15 protein-coding genes are annotated in these 17,021 nt (G+C 41.0%); 4 read left to right on the top strand and 11 right to left on the bottom strand.

Features of this window, described 5'->3' with window-relative positions:
* The coding region (locus ACT3QP_RS03950; protein ID WP_444524541.1) for a hypothetical protein at positions 1–307 on the top strand (307 nt) is incomplete at its 5' end.
* Positions 308–835: 528 nt separating this feature from the next.
* Here ACT3QP_RS03950 and ACT3QP_RS03955 read toward each other — a convergent pair.
* The 4 genes from ACT3QP_RS03955 to ACT3QP_RS03970 form a co-directional block, all read right to left on the bottom strand.
* Positions 836–1,690, bottom strand: coding sequence for a hypothetical protein (locus tag ACT3QP_RS03955; RefSeq protein ID WP_444524542.1), 855 nt, complete (start codon positions 1,688–1,690; stop codon positions 836–838).
* Positions 1,691–2,556: 866 nt separating this feature from the next.
* Entirely contained in the window at positions 2,557–2,955 is a 399-nt protein-coding gene (locus tag ACT3QP_RS03960) for a ribbon-helix-helix domain-containing protein (RefSeq protein ID WP_444524543.1), read from the bottom strand.
* A 30-nt stretch (positions 2,956–2,985) separates the two neighbouring features.
* Positions 2,986–3,546: a DJ-1/PfpI family protein gene (locus tag ACT3QP_RS03965; protein ID WP_444524597.1), complete on the bottom strand. Its 561-nt coding sequence runs from the start codon at positions 3,544–3,546 to the stop codon at positions 2,986–2,988.
* Positions 3,547–3,714: 168 nt separating this feature from the next.
* Positions 3,715–4,776: a serine/threonine-protein kinase gene (locus tag ACT3QP_RS03970; protein WP_444524544.1), complete on the bottom strand. Its 1,062-nt coding sequence runs from the start codon at positions 4,774–4,776 to the stop codon at positions 3,715–3,717.
* Between the two features lie 175 nt (positions 4,777–4,951).
* On the opposite strand from ACT3QP_RS03970, the gene ACT3QP_RS03975 reads away from it, so the two are divergent.
* Positions 4,952–5,923 carry an ATP-binding protein gene (locus tag ACT3QP_RS03975; protein ID WP_444524545.1) on the top strand — a complete coding sequence of 324 codons (972 nt, stop codon included), beginning with the start codon at positions 4,952–4,954 and terminating at the stop codon, positions 5,921–5,923.
* Between the two features lie 7 nt (positions 5,924–5,930).
* On the opposite strand, the gene ACT3QP_RS03980 is transcribed toward ACT3QP_RS03975, so the two are convergent.
* The 6 genes from ACT3QP_RS03980 to gyrA form a co-directional block, all read right to left on the bottom strand.
* Entirely contained in the window at positions 5,931–7,079 is a 1,149-nt protein-coding gene (locus ACT3QP_RS03980; protein WP_444524546.1) for a ribonuclease Z, read from the bottom strand.
* A 33-nt stretch (positions 7,080–7,112) separates the two neighbouring features.
* Positions 7,113–7,385, bottom strand: a complete 273-nt coding sequence (locus tag ACT3QP_RS03985) for a hypothetical protein (protein ID WP_444524547.1) — start codon at positions 7,383–7,385, stop codon at positions 7,113–7,115.
* A gap of 92 nt (positions 7,386–7,477) precedes the next feature.
* The gene (locus tag ACT3QP_RS03990) at positions 7,478–8,146 is read right to left on the bottom strand and encodes a glutathione S-transferase (RefSeq protein ID WP_444524548.1); all 669 of its coding nucleotides are present in this window, start codon (positions 8,144–8,146) and stop codon (positions 7,478–7,480) included.
* 314 nt (positions 8,147–8,460) lie between these two features.
* Positions 8,461–9,531 carry an EamA family transporter RarD gene (rarD, locus tag ACT3QP_RS03995; protein WP_444524549.1) on the bottom strand — a complete coding sequence of 357 codons (1,071 nt, stop codon included), beginning with the start codon at positions 9,529–9,531 and terminating at the stop codon, positions 8,461–8,463.
* A gap of 240 nt (positions 9,532–9,771) precedes the next feature.
* Positions 9,772–10,842 carry an EamA family transporter RarD gene (rarD, locus tag ACT3QP_RS04000; RefSeq protein ID WP_444524550.1) on the bottom strand — a complete coding sequence of 357 codons (1,071 nt, stop codon included), beginning with the start codon at positions 10,840–10,842 and terminating at the stop codon, positions 9,772–9,774.
* A 373-nt stretch (positions 10,843–11,215) separates the two neighbouring features.
* Entirely contained in the window at positions 11,216–13,993 is a 2,778-nt protein-coding gene (gyrA, locus tag ACT3QP_RS04005; protein ID WP_444524551.1) for a DNA gyrase subunit A, read from the bottom strand.
* 478 nt (positions 13,994–14,471) lie between these two features.
* Between gyrA and ACT3QP_RS04010 the strand changes: the two genes are divergently transcribed.
* Both ACT3QP_RS04010 and ACT3QP_RS04015 read left to right on the top strand, forming a co-directional pair.
* The gene (locus ACT3QP_RS04010; protein ID WP_444524552.1) at positions 14,472–14,753 is read left to right on the top strand and encodes a hypothetical protein; all 282 of its coding nucleotides are present in this window, start codon (positions 14,472–14,474) and stop codon (positions 14,751–14,753) included.
* Positions 14,754–14,809: 56 nt separating this feature from the next.
* Positions 14,810–15,679: a methyltransferase domain-containing protein gene (locus ACT3QP_RS04015; RefSeq protein ID WP_444524553.1), complete on the top strand. Its 870-nt coding sequence runs from the start codon at positions 14,810–14,812 to the stop codon at positions 15,677–15,679.
* A 58-nt stretch (positions 15,680–15,737) separates the two neighbouring features.
* Here ACT3QP_RS04015 and ACT3QP_RS04020 read toward each other — a convergent pair whose 3' ends face one another.
* Entirely contained in the window at positions 15,738–17,015 is a 1,278-nt protein-coding gene (locus tag ACT3QP_RS04020; protein WP_444524554.1) for an ABC transporter ATP-binding protein, read from the bottom strand.
* Positions 17,016–17,021: the final 6 nt, after the last annotated feature.

Raw genomic sequence — 17,021 nt, forward strand, 5'->3', positions numbered from 1 at the left:
TACCAGTGACTATGACGAGACAACATTGAGCTATCATGATGATAAGACTGGTAAGACAAAACATATTAGTGTCAAAGACGGTAAGTCCAAACCACTGGAAGCCCTACCCAATGACAAATCTTATCTACTGACCAAACCGGCCAAGTCAAAAAATGAGGCGGTATCTAAGGCAAAAGCAAGTACCAACAAAAAAGCCCGCCAAGTGGCGAGCTTTGATTTGACGTTAGCGGTAGCACGTCCTGATATTATTGCTGATAGCCCTGCGACAGTGCCAGGCTTTAGACCGTACATCGATGAGCATCAATAGACAGTCATCGAAATGACACACGATCTGTCAGGCAGTGGTTATAGTACTGGTATTAAGTGTGAGGCTGGATTAATAAACAGTTAGTTTGTGTGGTTGTTAGATACTTTCCTGTGACCAATATTATGGAATATTTGAAAAAACTTATATGCAGTTCGCAAAGAATAAAAAATCAAGACTATTGATAGGAAAATTACAATCATAAAAACAGTAGATTGGTATTCACGAACAAATAAACCAATCACAGCAATAATCAAAGTACAGAAATACAGAAGTGCCAATATTTTACTGTTTGTCAGTAAGTTATTATAGTGGTTTGTTTTTATTAAACTTGAGACTAGCCTCGTTCCAGCTAGGCTTACAACTATGGCAATCAGTGTCAATAAGAAGCCCAATAATATCCCATATAGAGGTATTAACACTTTAAAGATATCATTAATAAATTCAGTCTTTTGGGATAACAAAAAATCTTTGAAAAAATAGCATAAAAAGCCACCGACTACTGCACCATACAGTAACCAGCTATAAGGTTTAATATGCTTCATTAATCGCATCGAGTTTATCCAAATATGCTGTGATTATTTTTTCGTATACACTTTCATCAGGCAAAGTCTCTTTTGAATACTTGTAGTCTGTGAAAACGTATTTTATTTTATCTTCAATTAAATCTATCCAGTTTTTCTTACCATCAATATCCAATACCTCTACTTTGGCAGATGTCGCTCCAAAACCTAAAAAGTTTCGTATTGCTTTGATGGGGCTATTTATAGAGCCTGGCAAAGTCGTTCTTAAACTAATATTAGTTTCTATTTTTACCGTTTCAGCACCAGAATGATATGCTGCTTGCATGACATCATTGCTCCAGTTGTCAGCATACTCAGGTATAAGGTCATGTCTTACCGGAATATTTGCCTGTAGCTTTGTGACGGACTTATTATTTAATAAGGTTTCTAAAGTACCTCTAGTCAATAAGGGCGATAACTCGACCTTAACACCAAATGCCTTAGTCAAACATTGCTCTAGTCGTTTATAGTGATTACCATGATGGTTTCTGATATAGGCAACTATACGCTTATTAGGGATATAAACCAGGTGATTAGTTTCAAACTTCCCTTCATCGTCAGCCATAGCCACGTCCCAACCGTCAGTGCACGCCTTACCCACCTTAATAGGCTCTCCTGTTCTTACTTTTCTGAAAACGCCACATACATATTTTTCATCGATTAGTTGAAATTTATATAGGTCACGATCATAGCTATCTTGGAAGCTATGATTGCCTGTCAGTAGTTTTTTAAAACAATCACTAATGGTGAGAGTATAACCTTGATCATCTGATTCAGGTTCTTCAAAAAAATTTACTTGATAAAATTCAACTGTGGTAGACATTAATTATCCTGTGTATATGGCTTGGCATCAATAGCAAAATGATAAGACTCGTCACTATCTGTCGCACATGAAAGTAAAAAATGAGGCAAGATAAAATGTACGTTCTCGAAAAAATCATGAAAAATAAAGCGTACCACTATGATACGCTTTCATCAATAAATATTTGACTTCTGTTCGCTTAACCGTTAAGCCTGAAAAAATATAATAGAGGGCAGTAGTAGTTAAAAGCAAGCCCAAATAAAAAATCCCGCCGAGTGGCTAGCTTTTATTTGAAATTAGCAGTCCCGATATTCCGCTATAGTACGACATTTTAGACTGTTATATTGAAATGTCAGTTCGACTCTGCCTTATCTATAAAGTAAGAAACTATATCCATGGCAGTCTGAGTTGCTTTATGTTCAGAGATATTCATTATATAGGAGCTTAATGACATCAAAAAACTAAACCCAAGAAGAAACCCAGTATTGAGGTATTCGTAAGAGAATAGCTCTTTGTTCCAAAAGGCAGGAATTGGGAAATACAGAAATAATGGAAAGGTAATAAGGATTATTAAAACATAAATATTCATAAGGTATCGATTTACTCTCAGCTTATGTTCAATCTCTAGTTTCTCATGATGTAATTCTTCTGAAGACAGATTATAGACCTTAAAAGGCAAAGCGCTCATCGAACGATATATCATTGAAGTATCGAACTCGCCTTATAAAAGGTCATATATCTTAAGAGTCTCCCGGACTTCATTACCGCTGGATTTTATACCTAAACTTCTGGATAAATAAATTCGAGTTATATTCTCACTTAGTAGTCTTTTAGATTCATCATCGACGTAATTTTCCAATGCCTGTATATACCTACCAAAGGCATAACTAATTAATAGAAAAACTGTTCTCACTATCATTGAATAATGCACTACGTTGATTTTTGCGGAGTGTTTCACGTTCAATGATATTTTTTGCATCGACTTTTTCTAAAGGTAATGCTGTTTCGCGAAAAAGATCGCCATCGGCTATTAAAGACAAATAACGAGAACAACAAACTCTTAAAAAAGAGGTGAAATTACCAATATCATGATCAGCATCGAGAGATTCAAGGTATAGCTTAGTAATCAGCTGATTCACCGTCATTTGATCGCGAAATGACAACTCTTCTAATATATCCCAAAAAAACGCTTCTAAACGAATTGAGGTGACAACCCCCTGAATTCGAAGTGATTTGGTTTTAGAGCGCCACAAGCTGTCATCAGCCCTGATAAAAAGTTGGCACATACAATATCCTCTCTCGATACTCATTAAAGCCTATAGCAGAGCAACAAACTGCTTTAGCATGGCTGGATGGGCGGGCCACGCAGGACCCGTTACTAGCTGACCATCTGTAATAGCGCCATCCATAGGTAAATCGACATACTCAGCGCCTGCCATTTCTATTTCTGGCTGACATGCAGGATAAGCAGATACTTTTTTACCCTTTAATACGCCAGCAGCCGTCAGCATTTGTGGTCCATGGCAAACCGATGCAATCGGTTTATCAGTATTTGCAAAATGCTGAATCATGGCAATAACCTTGGCATTCAAACGCAAGTATTCTGGCGCACGTCCACCCGGTAAATACAAAGCATCGTAATCTGCGACATTAATATCAGCAAAAGAGGCATTAAGAACAAAGTTATGACCGCGTTTTTCGGTATAAGTTTGATCACCCTCAAAATCATGTATTGAGGTAGCAATGCTATCACCTGCAACTTTATCTGGGCAGACTGCATCAACCTCATGCCCCATCGCTAGAAGCGCTTGGAACGGAACCATGTTTTCATAATCTTCAACAAAATCACCAGTTATGATCAGTACTTTAGCCATGATATTCTCACTGTATTGTAATAAAATATGGTAATGAAATATAGAAATCCAAATTATTCTATAATGACTTCGCTTAAAATGAGCCTGAATATCCATTCAAACATAAAAAACAACCATTAGGTAACATGTGAGTACTACAAATCATCACTTTTTGATAATCAAATAATAAATTTAGCGATTGTCTAATAATGTTAAATCTATCAGCACCTCTTCCATACTCCGATACCGCCTCTCTACCCGCTTCGCCAATGCTTTATCAATAATACGTTGATAATGACTATATTCTGATGGCAGCTTTGAAATAGGTTGCTGGCAATGCTGAATCGCCCACGCTTTCAATTTATCATTGCTATTAGCGCTTACCTGAAACGGTCGCTTACCTGTTAGCACTTCATATATCATAACGCCAAACGCATAGATATCACTTTGTACGCTTACCTTTTGTCCTTGCCAGCGCTCGGGGGCGAGATACGCGGGTGTACTAGCAGTGTTTCCCTCTTTTGGCTCGTTAAGCCGCTCTGCCAAGGCAAAATCAGTCAATAATAAATTCGGCATTATGTTGCTAGTATTTGCACTATTAGGCAAGGCATTATCAAAAAAAGTATCAAGCAAAATATTACTAGGCTTAATATCATTGTGTAGCCAGCCAGCTTGATGCAAATTAGCTATCAAGTATGCGGATTGTATAATGAAGTGATATTTTTGTGAGGCGGTCAATGACAGATGTTTTGCAGCGATCAGCTGACTCGCCAAGCTACCATTAATATAATACGACATGACCATTATTATCAGCTGATTGGGCTGATCTGGTATTTGAATATCCACGCTATGATAGGCTAAAATCCTCGGCGCCATATCAATAGTATGGTTTTGGTATTTCGGCAAAGCATTTATAATAGCTAAAACATCCGCTTCGTAAGTCAAATCAGAAGCTATAGAATGAGCATTATCGCTTAGCTGCCACTTAATCATGACTTGACCAAACTGTGGATGTTGGGCGCGCGTTAAGCCTTGATAATAAGTATTTTCGATGTTTTGCGTTGTGATATCTTGTGTTCTGACAACTTGCGTATGCTCATCTTGCGTTTGTTCTGTGCTTTGCTGAGCAATACGCTGATGTACTATCTCACTAAAATGCTGTGCAACCAGTTCTTGCGTAATAATGGGCAATAGCTGCTGAGCTTGCACCTGCAACGCTTGCTTAATAGACAGATTACTGGCACTATTTTCCATGGTATTGTCTCTCATAATATAGTGAGATGACTGCCTCCCGTTCGTATCATTTCCAAAAATAATAATAGCTCGAATAAGTTTACCAGTACTACCCTCAGTAGGCGCCGAAACTTTAGCCACGTTAATGATATTTTTGGGTATGGTATTAAAGACAACCTTAATTGCTAGAGCCACTATGTCACAACCCACCATCCCGACCGCGCCTTCTAATCAGCCTACTTATGCCCTACCCGCGCCTTTATTAGACTTACTCAGTCAGTACTTACAAGAGCAGGTTACGCCGACTATTGAAATCGATCCGAACCAGCTTGCTTATCGCTGGGTTGGTGGACGCACTGGCCACCTGCAACCTTTATCGGTCAACCTGTTTTTGAGCTTAGATGATTTGCATGGTATCGATACGCAAAAGTCAAAACTGGTACAAAACACACGCCAATTTATTAAAGGTTATCCTGCCAATCACGTCTTAATGTCAGGGACACGCGGTGCTGGTAAATCATCATTGATTCGCGCTTTGCTACAAGCCTATCATAGTGAAGGCTTGCGTATTATTGAGGTTGCCCGCGATGATCTGCAAGTATTAGATAAAATTCGCGCTGCTATTAATGCCTTACCAACAGATTGTAGTTGTCGCTATATCGTATACTGTGATGACCTCGCTTTTAATGGTCAAGATGAAAGCTATCGTGCGCTAAAGAGCGTGCTTGATGGCTCGCTAGACTCTGAACAAGACAAGCTACTGGTCTATGCCACCAGTAATCGCCGTCGCTTACTACCGCAGATGATGAAAGACAATGTTGATATTTATAATGGGCAGACGGATGAAGTCAACCCCTATGAAGCCATTGACGAGACAGTGTCACTATCAGATCGATTTGGTTTATCACTCACTTTCCACCCCATGGATCAGCAGACTTATCTGCATATCATTCAGCACTATCTAAATGTAGAGCAGCAGAAAATCTCAGCTGCTCTGGATGATGGCGCTAAGAGCGTTTTGGAGCATCATTTGATGCCCGATAAAATCAGAAAGGACGCGCTACGCTGGGCATCAGAGCGTGGTGGGCGTTCAGGACGGGTTGCTTACCAATTCAGTCGGTACTGGAGTGGTGTGACACAATTGGCTATCGAGGATCAACAGCGTTAGGTCATTTTTAATAACTGCGTGCAGAGCCTATATACTGCACGCGGTTTTCCTTTTGACAGCCCTTTTGACGGCCCTCTTGATTACTTACTGAATCAACTGCACCATCGACCATATATTGGTCAAAATCTGCTGCTAACCATAGATTGCCTTTGAAAACGGTCTCAGCATCTAAACGAATATGTGCCATATTTGGTGTCTTGCTATTAGGATTATTAAAACCCTGATAACGGGCGCTAAAGTGCGTCAATATTAGATTATTTACACCACTTTTTTCCACAAAATCCGTCACCAATTGCGCACTACTATGCATCGGATCAAACTCTGGATTTTTGCCTTGAATTTTGGTCAACACCTCATGCGTATATGTCGCTTCATGCACCAATAAATCGGTATCAACTAACGCCGTAGTGAGACACGCTGGCGTATCGTTATCACCAGCCACCACTACTCGCGTTCGTGATAGGTCATCATTGACATAATCAGCGGCACATAACTGCTGACCGTCTTCAGTGATGACATCGTGACCTTGCTGCAATTTACCCCATAGTGCGCTGGCAGGAATGCCTTGCTTTAGTAGTTTATCTGTATCAAGCGTGCGATGCTGAATAGTCTGCGTGATACCAAATGCATGGGACGCAACCCGATGTGATAGCAGCGTGATATCAATATTAAGCTGATGCTGGTCACTTAATCGAATATTTACCTTGTTTGTATCACGTTGCTCAGACAGCACCTCTTCAATCGCTACAAAATTGAGAGCAAAGGGCAGATGCAGTTCTGTCGTGGCAGTGATGGCCTCAAGCAGGGTAGCAATAGCTTTTGGGGCAACCAAAGTTAATGGCTCACGGCGTCCTGACATAGCTGCACTGGCCAATAATCCTGGCAGACCATAACAATGATCGCCATGCACATGGGTGATACAGATAGCAACCAATTGACGCATAGACAGCTTGGTGTGCAACAGTTGCTGCTGCGTACCTTCACCGCAATCTATCAATAACCATGGACGCGATTTTTTATTTGGATTGTTCTGTTTGTCATTGCCTTGGTTTGATCCGGACAAATAAGGATTCAGACATTCAATCGCCAGTGCGGTCACGTTGCGCTGTTTCGTCGGCACACCCGCGGAGGTGCCCAAAAAGGTTAGCTTTAGCATCGCGTTACGTCTCTTATATATAACAATCGGCGGTTATGATAATTGGCACATCATGGTTTTTTGTGCTTCAACCATCTGTCCACCATTGGCCGTACACTCATTGACCATATTGGACTCATAAGACTTCCAACCACCATAAAAGCTCGCTGCGCATAGTATGACAACCAGAATCTTCTGCGACCAAGATTTGATAGAAACTTGCTGACTATTGATACTGTCTCTGTTGATACTTGCTCTGTCAGTTTTTGACTCAGCAATGGTATCTGTATCTGTATTTGGAGCATTTGATTTATTCAGATCTGTCATCTTTTATCCTAAAAAAGGTTTTGTCTATAATAAACAAAACCTTTCATTTTACTATTAAATGAGTTATTTCTCACTGTGCAAATGTGTTTCGTCTAAAACTGTAAACGACCACCCTTTTGTTCTGCACGTTTAAAGGCATCACGCTCTTCACAACGCTTGAGCCAGTTCAAAATATTGGCATATTTACGACTGTCCAAACCTGCACCTGCATTAGCACCAACAAGCGCAAGGTGCATTTGGATATCAGCTGCGCTAAAGTCACTACCTGCAAACCAATGATTGTCTTGTAAACGCTGTTCCACCATGTACAACATTTTCTCTAAACCACTGCTTATCATGTTTTTTTCAACTTGGCCCTGAATTTTTTTACTAATGGGCTTAATCAGCATTGGCGATTGATCAACAACCTTGGTAAATACCAAGCGCATCACCAATAGTGGCATCAACGATGCTTCCGCAAAATGTAGCCAAAAAGTATAGGCTTCCCATGCGTCTTCGTTGTCATCAGTCGGTTTAAATGTCTGTTCTGTATCATAGTGTTTAATCAGATATTCAATGATAAATCCTGACTCGACCAAAGCACGATCGTTCACCTCTAGTATGGGAACATTACCAAGTGGATGTACTTTTTTTAGGCTCTCTGGCGCGCGATAGGCTTTATTGCGCTCATAGCACGTCAATTTATAGTCGACGTTTAGCTCTTCTAATAACCATAAAATACGAAACGAGCGCGAGTTTGCTAAATGATGAAGATGTAACATAAATCGTCCTAATTATAGTGTCAATATTATGGTGTCAACGAATGATAATTTTTATATATGGGGCACTGTGCTTCTTTAAGCATAACAGCACTGCTTTTGATAATAGCGTAATTATCACATCTTTGACACAGAATAAGCTTCACAACCTAAATTATGGCACTTCCTATAGTCGATCCACTATAAAATAAACACAGCGATACTGGGTACATTTTGCGTAGCCTCTGTCTGCGCAGGCACAGTAAGCAAGGAAAATGTACCTAGCATCGCATGGTTATATTTGTATCTGTTTTATTTAGGACCGACTATAGCAACACCTACTTTAAATGAAGTGCTTCGATTTTGCGTGTCATCTTATTTATTTTTTGCTGATATTTTTTAATTTTACGAAACCGATGTGCAGCTAATACACCTTCGATACGGCGGTTTTTTAGGCGACGACGTGGTGGAAAACTCCCAACTTGTGGCTCATTGTAGCCATGTAAACGATCATCACGTCTACGCCCGAGATAACCAAGCGCACTATCAGCAATCATAATAAGCAGTGCAACAAAAATCATGCTGTACATCAGTATCGATCCGCCCTCCTCCATGTTGCCATCTAAAAGAACAATGGAAAATAGAAACAAGAATATCGGTTCTAGATAGCATAAAGTGCCAAACAGTGAGACTGGTAATTTTTGACTTGCCAGCATCGTTAATGACATTGCGGCGGTACTAATAATGCCCAATAATGGCAGTAGATACCACAGCTTATGATCAGATATTGCCAACTCAAAACCACCATTCATATACAGCGCGACTAGTACGACTGGTAGTAGCAACGTCAAGTCGGAGATAAGCCCAGTAATGGGAGGCACTGCCAGCTTACGGCGCAACAGATAATAAGGAGGATAACCCAAACATACAAATAAAGTCGCCCAAGAGATGGCACCATACTCAAAGATATCGTAAGCGATGCCAAAACCTGCACATATGATGGCAATCCACTGTAGTAGACTCATATTCTCATTATAAAAAAACCGACCGACCACAATCATAATCATTGGATATAAAAAATACCCCAACGTTACCTCAAGACCCAGCCCATTGACTGGTGCCCACATGAATATCCAAATTTGCGCACCCAAAATTGGTGTCGGCAATATAAATAATAACCACTCTTTGACATTTTTTAATGTCTTTAGATAGTCAAAAATATGCTGCCACTGCTTTAGTAGGCTTACCAGTAGTACTAGGCTAAAAAACATCGTCAACACGCGCCACGACGCAACCTGCGTACCTGATAATGGTTGCAGTAATAAGCCGAATAAGAATAAAAGTGAATACAAAAAATTTGCAGCTACGGCAGTGATTGTACCCTGTGATGTTTGGTTAGTAGTTATCATAGCAGCGACCTTTAATGCTTAGTACACATTCTTGGCAATTTTAAAAAAAACAAAAGCCTCAGACGAAAATGTCTGAGGCTTTTGTATATAAGATAATCGCGCAATCTAAAATAAACGCTTTGATTGTATGGTGCTTACATCATAGACGGCATTATGTCAAAGTCAGAATAAATAAGCAATGCCCCTCATTCATCTAATATTAAAGTTTTTTTATTAAGTAAATCAAATACACCTAACTAACTATTTTAAATCAAGTTTCTCGATTTTTTCCTGTATTTTATTTAGCTTTTTTTGGTAGCGGCGAATCTTACGAAAACGGTGTGCTATCAGCACACCATCGATACGTTGATTGATAAAATGACGCCGTGGCGGAAACCCACCTATCTGCGGCTCGCTATATCCATGTAAATGATCATCACGACGTTGTACTATATATCCTATAGCACTATTAACCATCATAACCAGTAGCGCAAGCGTAATCATACCGTACATGAACAGAGAGCCACCTTCTTCAAGATCTTGGCTAAGTATGGTAATAGACAATATAAATAACAGCATCGGCTCTACATAACTCAGAGCACCAAATAATGAGACTGGTAGCTTACTACTAGCAATCATCATCAATGACATCGCAAGCGAGCTAAAGGCACCAAGTAATGGTAATAGATACCAAAATTTTGTGTCTTGTATCGCCAAACTAAAGCCATTACTAAAATATAACATGGTAAGCACCACTGGTGTAAGCAGCGTCAAATCAAACAACAACCCCGTTACTGGTGGCACGGACAGTGTACGCCGCAGCAGATAGTACGGTGGATAACCCAAGCACACAAACAGTGTCACCCAAGATATTGAGCCGTATTGCAATATATCATAACCGATACCCATGGCTGCAAATAGCGCTGCCACCCACTGTAATACACTCATATACTCATGATAAAAAAATCGTCCGAGCACTATCATCACGAGTGGTAATAGAAAATAACCCAACGTCACATCCAAGCCAAAACCGTTGACTGGTGCCCACATAAACAGCCAAATCTGTCCACCCAAAATTGGTGCAGGTAACACAAATATAAGCCACTCTTTGACTGTCTTGAGCGTCTTTATATAGTCAAAAACATGTTGCCATTGTTTGGTAAAACTGACCAATAACACCAGACTTAATAGCATCATCAATATACGCCATGACGCGACTTGCGTACCGGTCAAAGGCAACATAAAAAGCCCAAACAAAAACATTATCGCAAATAGAAAGCTCGACGATATCGATGCAAGAGTTCCTTGAAAAGTTTGATTGGTCGTAAACATAACAACAGCCTTAAAAATATAGCTTTATGGGCGTGATTTATAAAGAATTATAGAAGTTGCGGCTTATAGTGCTTAGAATCTAACAGCAAACCTCAAAATTAATAACACTCAGAAAAACAAAAAAGCCTCCGACGAGAACGTCAGAGGCTTTTACTAGGGCATGTCCTCATTTTAAAAATGGTGATAAAAATGAGATAAATTGCAGTCAAACAAGGAAAATAGCGCAGATAATATCAAGATATTAGTCAGCTATTTGACGCTGTTTGGCAAGATTTAGCTATTTTTAACCCATTTAGATAACTATCGATTGAATTGAGGACACGCCCTAGAACAATCTTATAAGACCAGATCAAAAAGCTAACTACTGAGACATTTATTCGCCGTCTAACTCATCATTGTTTGTATTATCTACAACATCAGCCGTCGCTGTATTATCAGTAGCAGCATCAATATCTACCTGCTCTTGACCTTCTACATCAAACGTACCATCTTCTTGCATCGCATCAATTAATTCATCATCGCCTTCTTCGTGTTCAACACGTGCCATAGCAACCAGCTTCTCATCTTTTGATAAACGAATCAACGTGACACCTTGGGTATTACGGCCGGAACTGGCAACGTGCTCAACGGGCGTGCGTACTAATGTTCCTTTGTCTGAGATTAAGATAATATCATCTTCTGGGTCTACTTTAGTGGCACGAACCAATGCACCATTACGCTCACTGGTCTTAATAGCGATAACACCGCCACCGCCACGGTTTTGCGTGTTGAACTCATCGATGAAGGTACGTTTACCAAAGCCATTTTCACAGGCAATTAAGATTTCACGTACATCATCTTCGATTACAACCAACGATTTGATAAACTCTTCAGCAGACAGACGCATGCCACGCACACCTTTAGCTGTACGACCCATCGCGCGAGCATCATTTTCATTAAAACGAATGGCTTTACCACTTGAGGCAAACAACATCACTTCTTGACTGCCGTTAGTAATACGAGCACTCACCAGTTTATCACCTTCTTCTAATCCAACCGCGATAAGACCGTTCGAGCGAATGTTGGCAAACTGCTTCAGCTCAACACGCTTAACGGTACCATTGGCAGTCGCAAAGAATACAAATGGTGGCTCTGCTTGGTTGCTGCCCTCTACTAAACCATCATCATCAGTTAACGGGCTCTCACCTGTTGCAGATATGTCTTCTACAATTTTTGGAATCGGCAATATCGTCGTAACAGTTTCATCACCATTTAAGCCGATCAGGTTAACCAATGGACGACCACGTGCACCGCGACTGGCGATAGGCACTTCGAAACCACGTAAGCTAAAGACGCGACCACTGTCTGTGAAGCACAGGACAGTAGAATGCGTTGAGGTCACGACTAAATGATCAATTACATCATCTTCTTTCATCGCTGTTGCAGACTTGCCTTTACCACCACGTTTTTGTGCGACATAATCATCAATTGGCTGGGTCTTAGCATAACCAGTACGTGATACCGTCATCACAACTGTCTGTTCGGGAATCAGGTCTTCACGGCTAAAGTCAGTACGTGAATCAATAATATCCGTGCGGCGCTCATCACCGAAGTTATCACGAATCTCAATCATCTCATTTGAGATAATAGTCATTAGCTTATCAAAGTCACCTAAGATAGATTCTAAATGCGCAATCTCACGCAACAGGTCTTGGTATTCTTCGGTCAATTTGTCTTGCTCAAGACCAGTCAAGCGATGCAGTTGCATATCTAAAATCGCATTAACCTGCTCAAGTGATAAGCGATAACGCGCTTCACTTTCGATTAGACCAAACGGTGCTTTAGGGTCTTCACCTTCGATAAACTCAGGGCGTACAGATTGGCTACCAGCAGCCGTTAGCATCGCAACAACGCTACCTGAACCCCATGTGTTATTTAACAAACTTTCACGAGCCAGGCCACGGTTTGCAGATGCTTTAATCGTCGCAATAATTTCGTCGATATTTGCTAATGCAACCGTCAGACCTTCAAGTAAATGACCACGTACGCGGGCTTTGTTTAATTCATAAATCGTGCGGCGTGTTACTACCTCTTGACGATGACGGACAAATGCTGCAATCAACTGGCGCAAAGTCAATAATTTTGGCTGACCATCATCGAGCGCCACCATATTGATACTAAAGCTAGACTCAAGCGGCGTTTGTAGGAACAAGTTATTAACGATAACTTCAGCAGTCTCACCACGGCGCAAATCAATAGCGATACGCATACCGTCTTTATCGGACTCATCACGAATCTCACTAATGCCTTCGATTTTTTTATCACGAACCAATTCTGCAATACGCTCAATCAACTTGGCTTTATTGGCTTGATAAGGGACTTCAGTAAATACAATACGCTCACGATCACGATTGACACCCGTATTACTCATCGGCTCGATATGATAGCGACCACGGATATGTAAACGGCCCTTACCCGTACGATAGGCATCTAAAATTCCCGCGCGGCCATAGATAATACCGCCTGTAGGGAAATCAGGACCTGAAATATGTGACATCAACTCTTCGGCTGAAACTTGTGGGTTTTCGGCATAAGCCAAACACGCATTGATCACTTCGGTCAAATTATGCGGTGCCATGTTGGTCGCCATACCAACAGCAATACCTGTTGCACCATTGACCAATAGGTTAGGAATACGTGCTGGCATCACGCTTGGCATGCGCTCAGAACCATCGTAGTTATCTTCCCAATCGACCGTATCTTTGTCCAAATCAGCAAGCATTTGATGGGTCAGTTTGGTCATACGCACTTCGGTATAACGCATGGCTGCCGGAGGATCATCATCAATTGAGCCAAAGTTACCTTGGCCATCAACCATCGGATAACGCAAGCTAAAATCCTGTGCCATACGAACAATCGCATCATACACCGCACTATCGCCATGTGGATGATACTTACCGATGACATCACCGACCACACGTGCTGACTTTTTATAAGGCTTATTGTAGTCATTAGATAGCACATGCATGGCATACATAACACGGCGGTGAACAGGCTTGAACCCATCACGCACATCAGGTAGCGCACGCGAGACAATCACGCTCATCGCATAATCCAAATAGGACTGCTTCAGTTCATCTACGATGCCAATAGGACTGACCGACTCGCTCATATACACTCCTTCACTCATATACACGCTATTAATTTTTCAGGCTTTATAGATAGATTATTAGCTCCTATAAATATTGATAATCACCAATAAAAACAACGAGCAAAGCAACACGATAAAGCGTGAAAAATATTGCGAAAATAATGATATTTTTGATAGTAAAATAAAGAAGCTATTTTAGCACAAATTTGTTGATTTAGGGCGGTCTGAGTGCCATTAAAATCAAGCAAAACAGCCTATTAACCGTAATATCTCAAGTAATTTTTGGCATCTAAAAATATATCACTGACAGGTTCATTTTGATTGGCTGACTTTGGCATTATTACAGACAAACTTACCCTCTTTTGAGCAGTGAAATACTCTGCCCATTGGCATGACTATCGAGTGAACTGAAAGCAAGCACTAGACAAAAAAACTCTAACCGCTACACTAACTCACCTTTTACAACATTTAAATAACGACCTAACAGGCTACTTTTACTATGGATATCATTCTTGCGATTGTTTGGATTTTAGCAATGGTGCTGTATAGCTTTTCGAGCGATTATGTTACGAACTTTCCTAACCATAACAATCATGCTGTACCTTATGTCCGTTGGGGCTCACTTTTAGTCGCGATGGCTTTATCAGCATATCTAGCAAAAGCCTATCAAGAAAACCTACAAGGTAATGGTATGTGGGTGTTTGTTATCGTCGTACTTGTCATTATTGTTTTAGCGAAGGTCGTTTTTAAATGGGTCATTAACAGACGTTTGAAACGCTAGGTAGTACTCCATAGTTTTATTACTTTAACCCTCTTACTTATTGATATGAATACCTTATGCCAAATAAACATCAAGACCATCATCCTGACTCAAATCACTCCATACCACTAGAAGGTAATCGAACAGATCGTAGCTTTGATACCATTGCTGATCACTTTGAAAAGAAAGTCTATGGTGGTCTAAAAGGGGATATTCGATTAGCAGTCCTGCGCCGTGATATCTTTGAGCATTGCGCCCAAATGAGCAAAGACCTCGGCAGACCTTTACGTATCTTAGATGTGGGTGCAGGGCTTGCACAGATTGCTATTGAGCTTGCAACACAAGGTCATACAGTCATCATCAATGATATATCAGAAAACATGCTAGAAAAAGCCAAGACAAGTGCTGCGCAGTTGGATCAAAAGCTTGATATCAATTGGTATGTTTGCCCGTATCAAGCTCTTGCAGGAAAGCTAACAGATAATGTAAACGGTGATGAGAAAGATAAATTTGATTTAATACTCTGTCATGCCCTACTTGAATGGTTGGCAGAGCCCGCTGCAGTCATGAGCTTTTTTGATAAGCAGTTAACAGATAATGGTGCGCTGTCACTGTGCTTTTATAACCCAGCGAGCTTTGATTATCGTAATCTGATAATGGGGAATTTTAATTTACTTGATAACACCGAATATAAGGCTGATAATAAAAAAAGCCTGACACCCAATCATCCCGTCGCTAAAGAAGAAGTAGAGTCTTGGTTGATAGCGCATCAATACCAAACCATACGCACCAGCGGTCTACGCGTCTTTCATGACTATTCACCACTCAAACGTGGCGGACATACGGACCCAGATGCGGTGATACGAATGGAGTTGCGCTACTCACAGCTAGAGCCGTACAAGTGGCTGGGGCGTTATTTGCATATACTAACCACACGTCAACATTAAAGAGGATGATTAGAACATGTCTTCATTTTGGAAATGGTGATAAAAATTGTGTTATTTATTACATATTTTTTGAGAGATTATACTCTGACCAAGTCGTTGCATTAACGTTTTTTTCATCGAATACGACCACATGTTCAAGCATCGGTAAGATACCGATGCGCGTACCTATCTCATGATTATGATGACTAGGAACTAGCGATAGTACGGTCTGTCCATCGTCAAGTTGTAAGCGGTACAAGTAATTTGCACCGCGAAACACACGCCCGATAATCAGTGCTGTCTGCGTACTGTCATCGTCATGAATGATATCATCAGGACGTACCAGTACTTTAATTAGTGTGCCATTTGGATAATCATACTCGCAATGCTGTGGTTGACCAGATTCATCATAGACTTCCATACGCCGATAGATATCACCCAGTGCTGTCTCAACATGACCTTCTTTGATGATGCCATCTATCATCGCACCCTCGCCGACGAACTCGGCAACGAAAGGACTGACTGGCTCATGGTATAGCTCACTCGGCGTCGCCCATTGCACCAGCTTACCTTCATGCATCACGCCGACTTTATCCGCCAATGCAAACGCTTCATTTTGATCATGCGTCACTAATATAGCAGTGGTATTGGTGCGTTTTAGAATATCACGAACGTTCATGGCCAGTGACTCACGTAGCACCACATCTAGGTTTGAAAACGGTTCATCCAATAGCAGAAGTTTGGGATTTGGCGCTAGTGCACGTGCGAGGGCTACCCGTTGCTGCTGACCACCTGAGAGTTCACTAGGACGTTTGTCCGCATGCTCGGTTAATTCGACCAGACCTAGCATTTCAGCCACACGCGCTTTTTTGTCAGTGGCAGACCATTTATTAAGACCAAAAGCGATGTTTTTTGCCACACTTAAGTGACCAAATAACGCATAGTCCTGAAACACCATACCCATGCCACGTTTGGCTGGTACTACCGCAAATGAGGTACGAGGCGTTTTATCAGTTAAGCACTGACTGTTTAATTGAATACTGCCACCGCGACTTTCTTCTAGTCCTGCGATCGCACGTAATGCCGTGGTTTTCCCGCAACCGCTATATCCCAAAAAGCAACCAATCTCGCCTTGCTGTAGCGCTAATGATAGTCCATTGACGATGATCGTATCGTCATAACCTACGATTAAGTCTTGCACACTAAAATAAGGATGAGCAGCATCTTTGGTATCTGAGCTAAAACCACGGTCTCGCGCCAACCTGTCAGTAGACTGAGGCTCTATTGGCTTAGTACTTGTTGGCTTAGTACTTATTGCTTGAGAGTCTGATAAGTTTTTAGTTAGATCCGTGTGCATAGACAG

It is taken from the genome of Psychrobacter sp. AOP7-B1-24 (assembly GCF_052376215.1).
In the GTDB taxonomy this organism is placed as follows: Bacteria; Pseudomonadota; Gammaproteobacteria; order Pseudomonadales; family Moraxellaceae; genus Psychrobacter.

What these genes read in the sequence shown, in the direction of transcription:
- gyrA (WP_444524551.1), bottom strand. Translation starts at nt 13,993, where the DNA reads ATGAGCGAGTCGGTCAGTCCTATTGGCATCGTAGATGAACTGAAGCAG.
- ACT3QP_RS04015 (WP_444524553.1), top strand. Translation starts at nt 14,810, where the DNA reads ATGCCAAATAAACATCAAGACCATCATCCTGACTCAAATCACTCCATA.
- ACT3QP_RS03975 (WP_444524545.1), top strand. Translation starts at nt 4,952, where the DNA reads ATGTCACAACCCACCATCCCGACCGCGCCTTCTAATCAGCCTACTTAT.
- ACT3QP_RS03990 (WP_444524548.1), bottom strand. Translation starts at nt 8,146, where the DNA reads ATGTTACATCTTCATCATTTAGCAAACTCGCGCTCGTTTCGTATTTTA.
- ACT3QP_RS04020 (WP_444524554.1), bottom strand. Translation starts at nt 17,015, where the DNA reads ATGCACACGGATCTAACTAAAAACTTATCAGACTCTCAAGCAATAAGT.
- ACT3QP_RS03955 (WP_444524542.1), bottom strand. Translation starts at nt 1,690, where the DNA reads ATGTCTACCACAGTTGAATTTTATCAAGTAAATTTTTTTGAAGAACCT.
- ACT3QP_RS03985 (WP_444524547.1), bottom strand. Translation starts at nt 7,385, where the DNA reads ATGACAGATCTGAATAAATCAAATGCTCCAAATACAGATACAGATACC.
- ACT3QP_RS04010 (WP_444524552.1), top strand. Translation starts at nt 14,472, where the DNA reads ATGGATATCATTCTTGCGATTGTTTGGATTTTAGCAATGGTGCTGTAT.
- rarD (WP_444524550.1), bottom strand. Translation starts at nt 10,842, where the DNA reads ATGTTTACGACCAATCAAACTTTTCAAGGAACTCTTGCATCGATATCG.
- ACT3QP_RS03980 (WP_444524546.1), bottom strand. Translation starts at nt 7,079, where the DNA reads ATGCTAAAGCTAACCTTTTTGGGCACCTCCGCGGGTGTGCCGACGAAA.
- ACT3QP_RS03970 (WP_444524544.1), bottom strand. Translation starts at nt 4,776, where the DNA reads ATGGAAAATAGTGCCAGTAATCTGTCTATTAAGCAAGCGTTGCAGGTG.
- rarD (WP_444524549.1), bottom strand. Translation starts at nt 9,531, where the DNA reads ATGATAACTACTAACCAAACATCACAGGGTACAATCACTGCCGTAGCT.
- ACT3QP_RS03960 (WP_444524543.1), bottom strand. Translation starts at nt 2,955, where the DNA reads ATGTGCCAACTTTTTATCAGGGCTGATGACAGCTTGTGGCGCTCTAAA.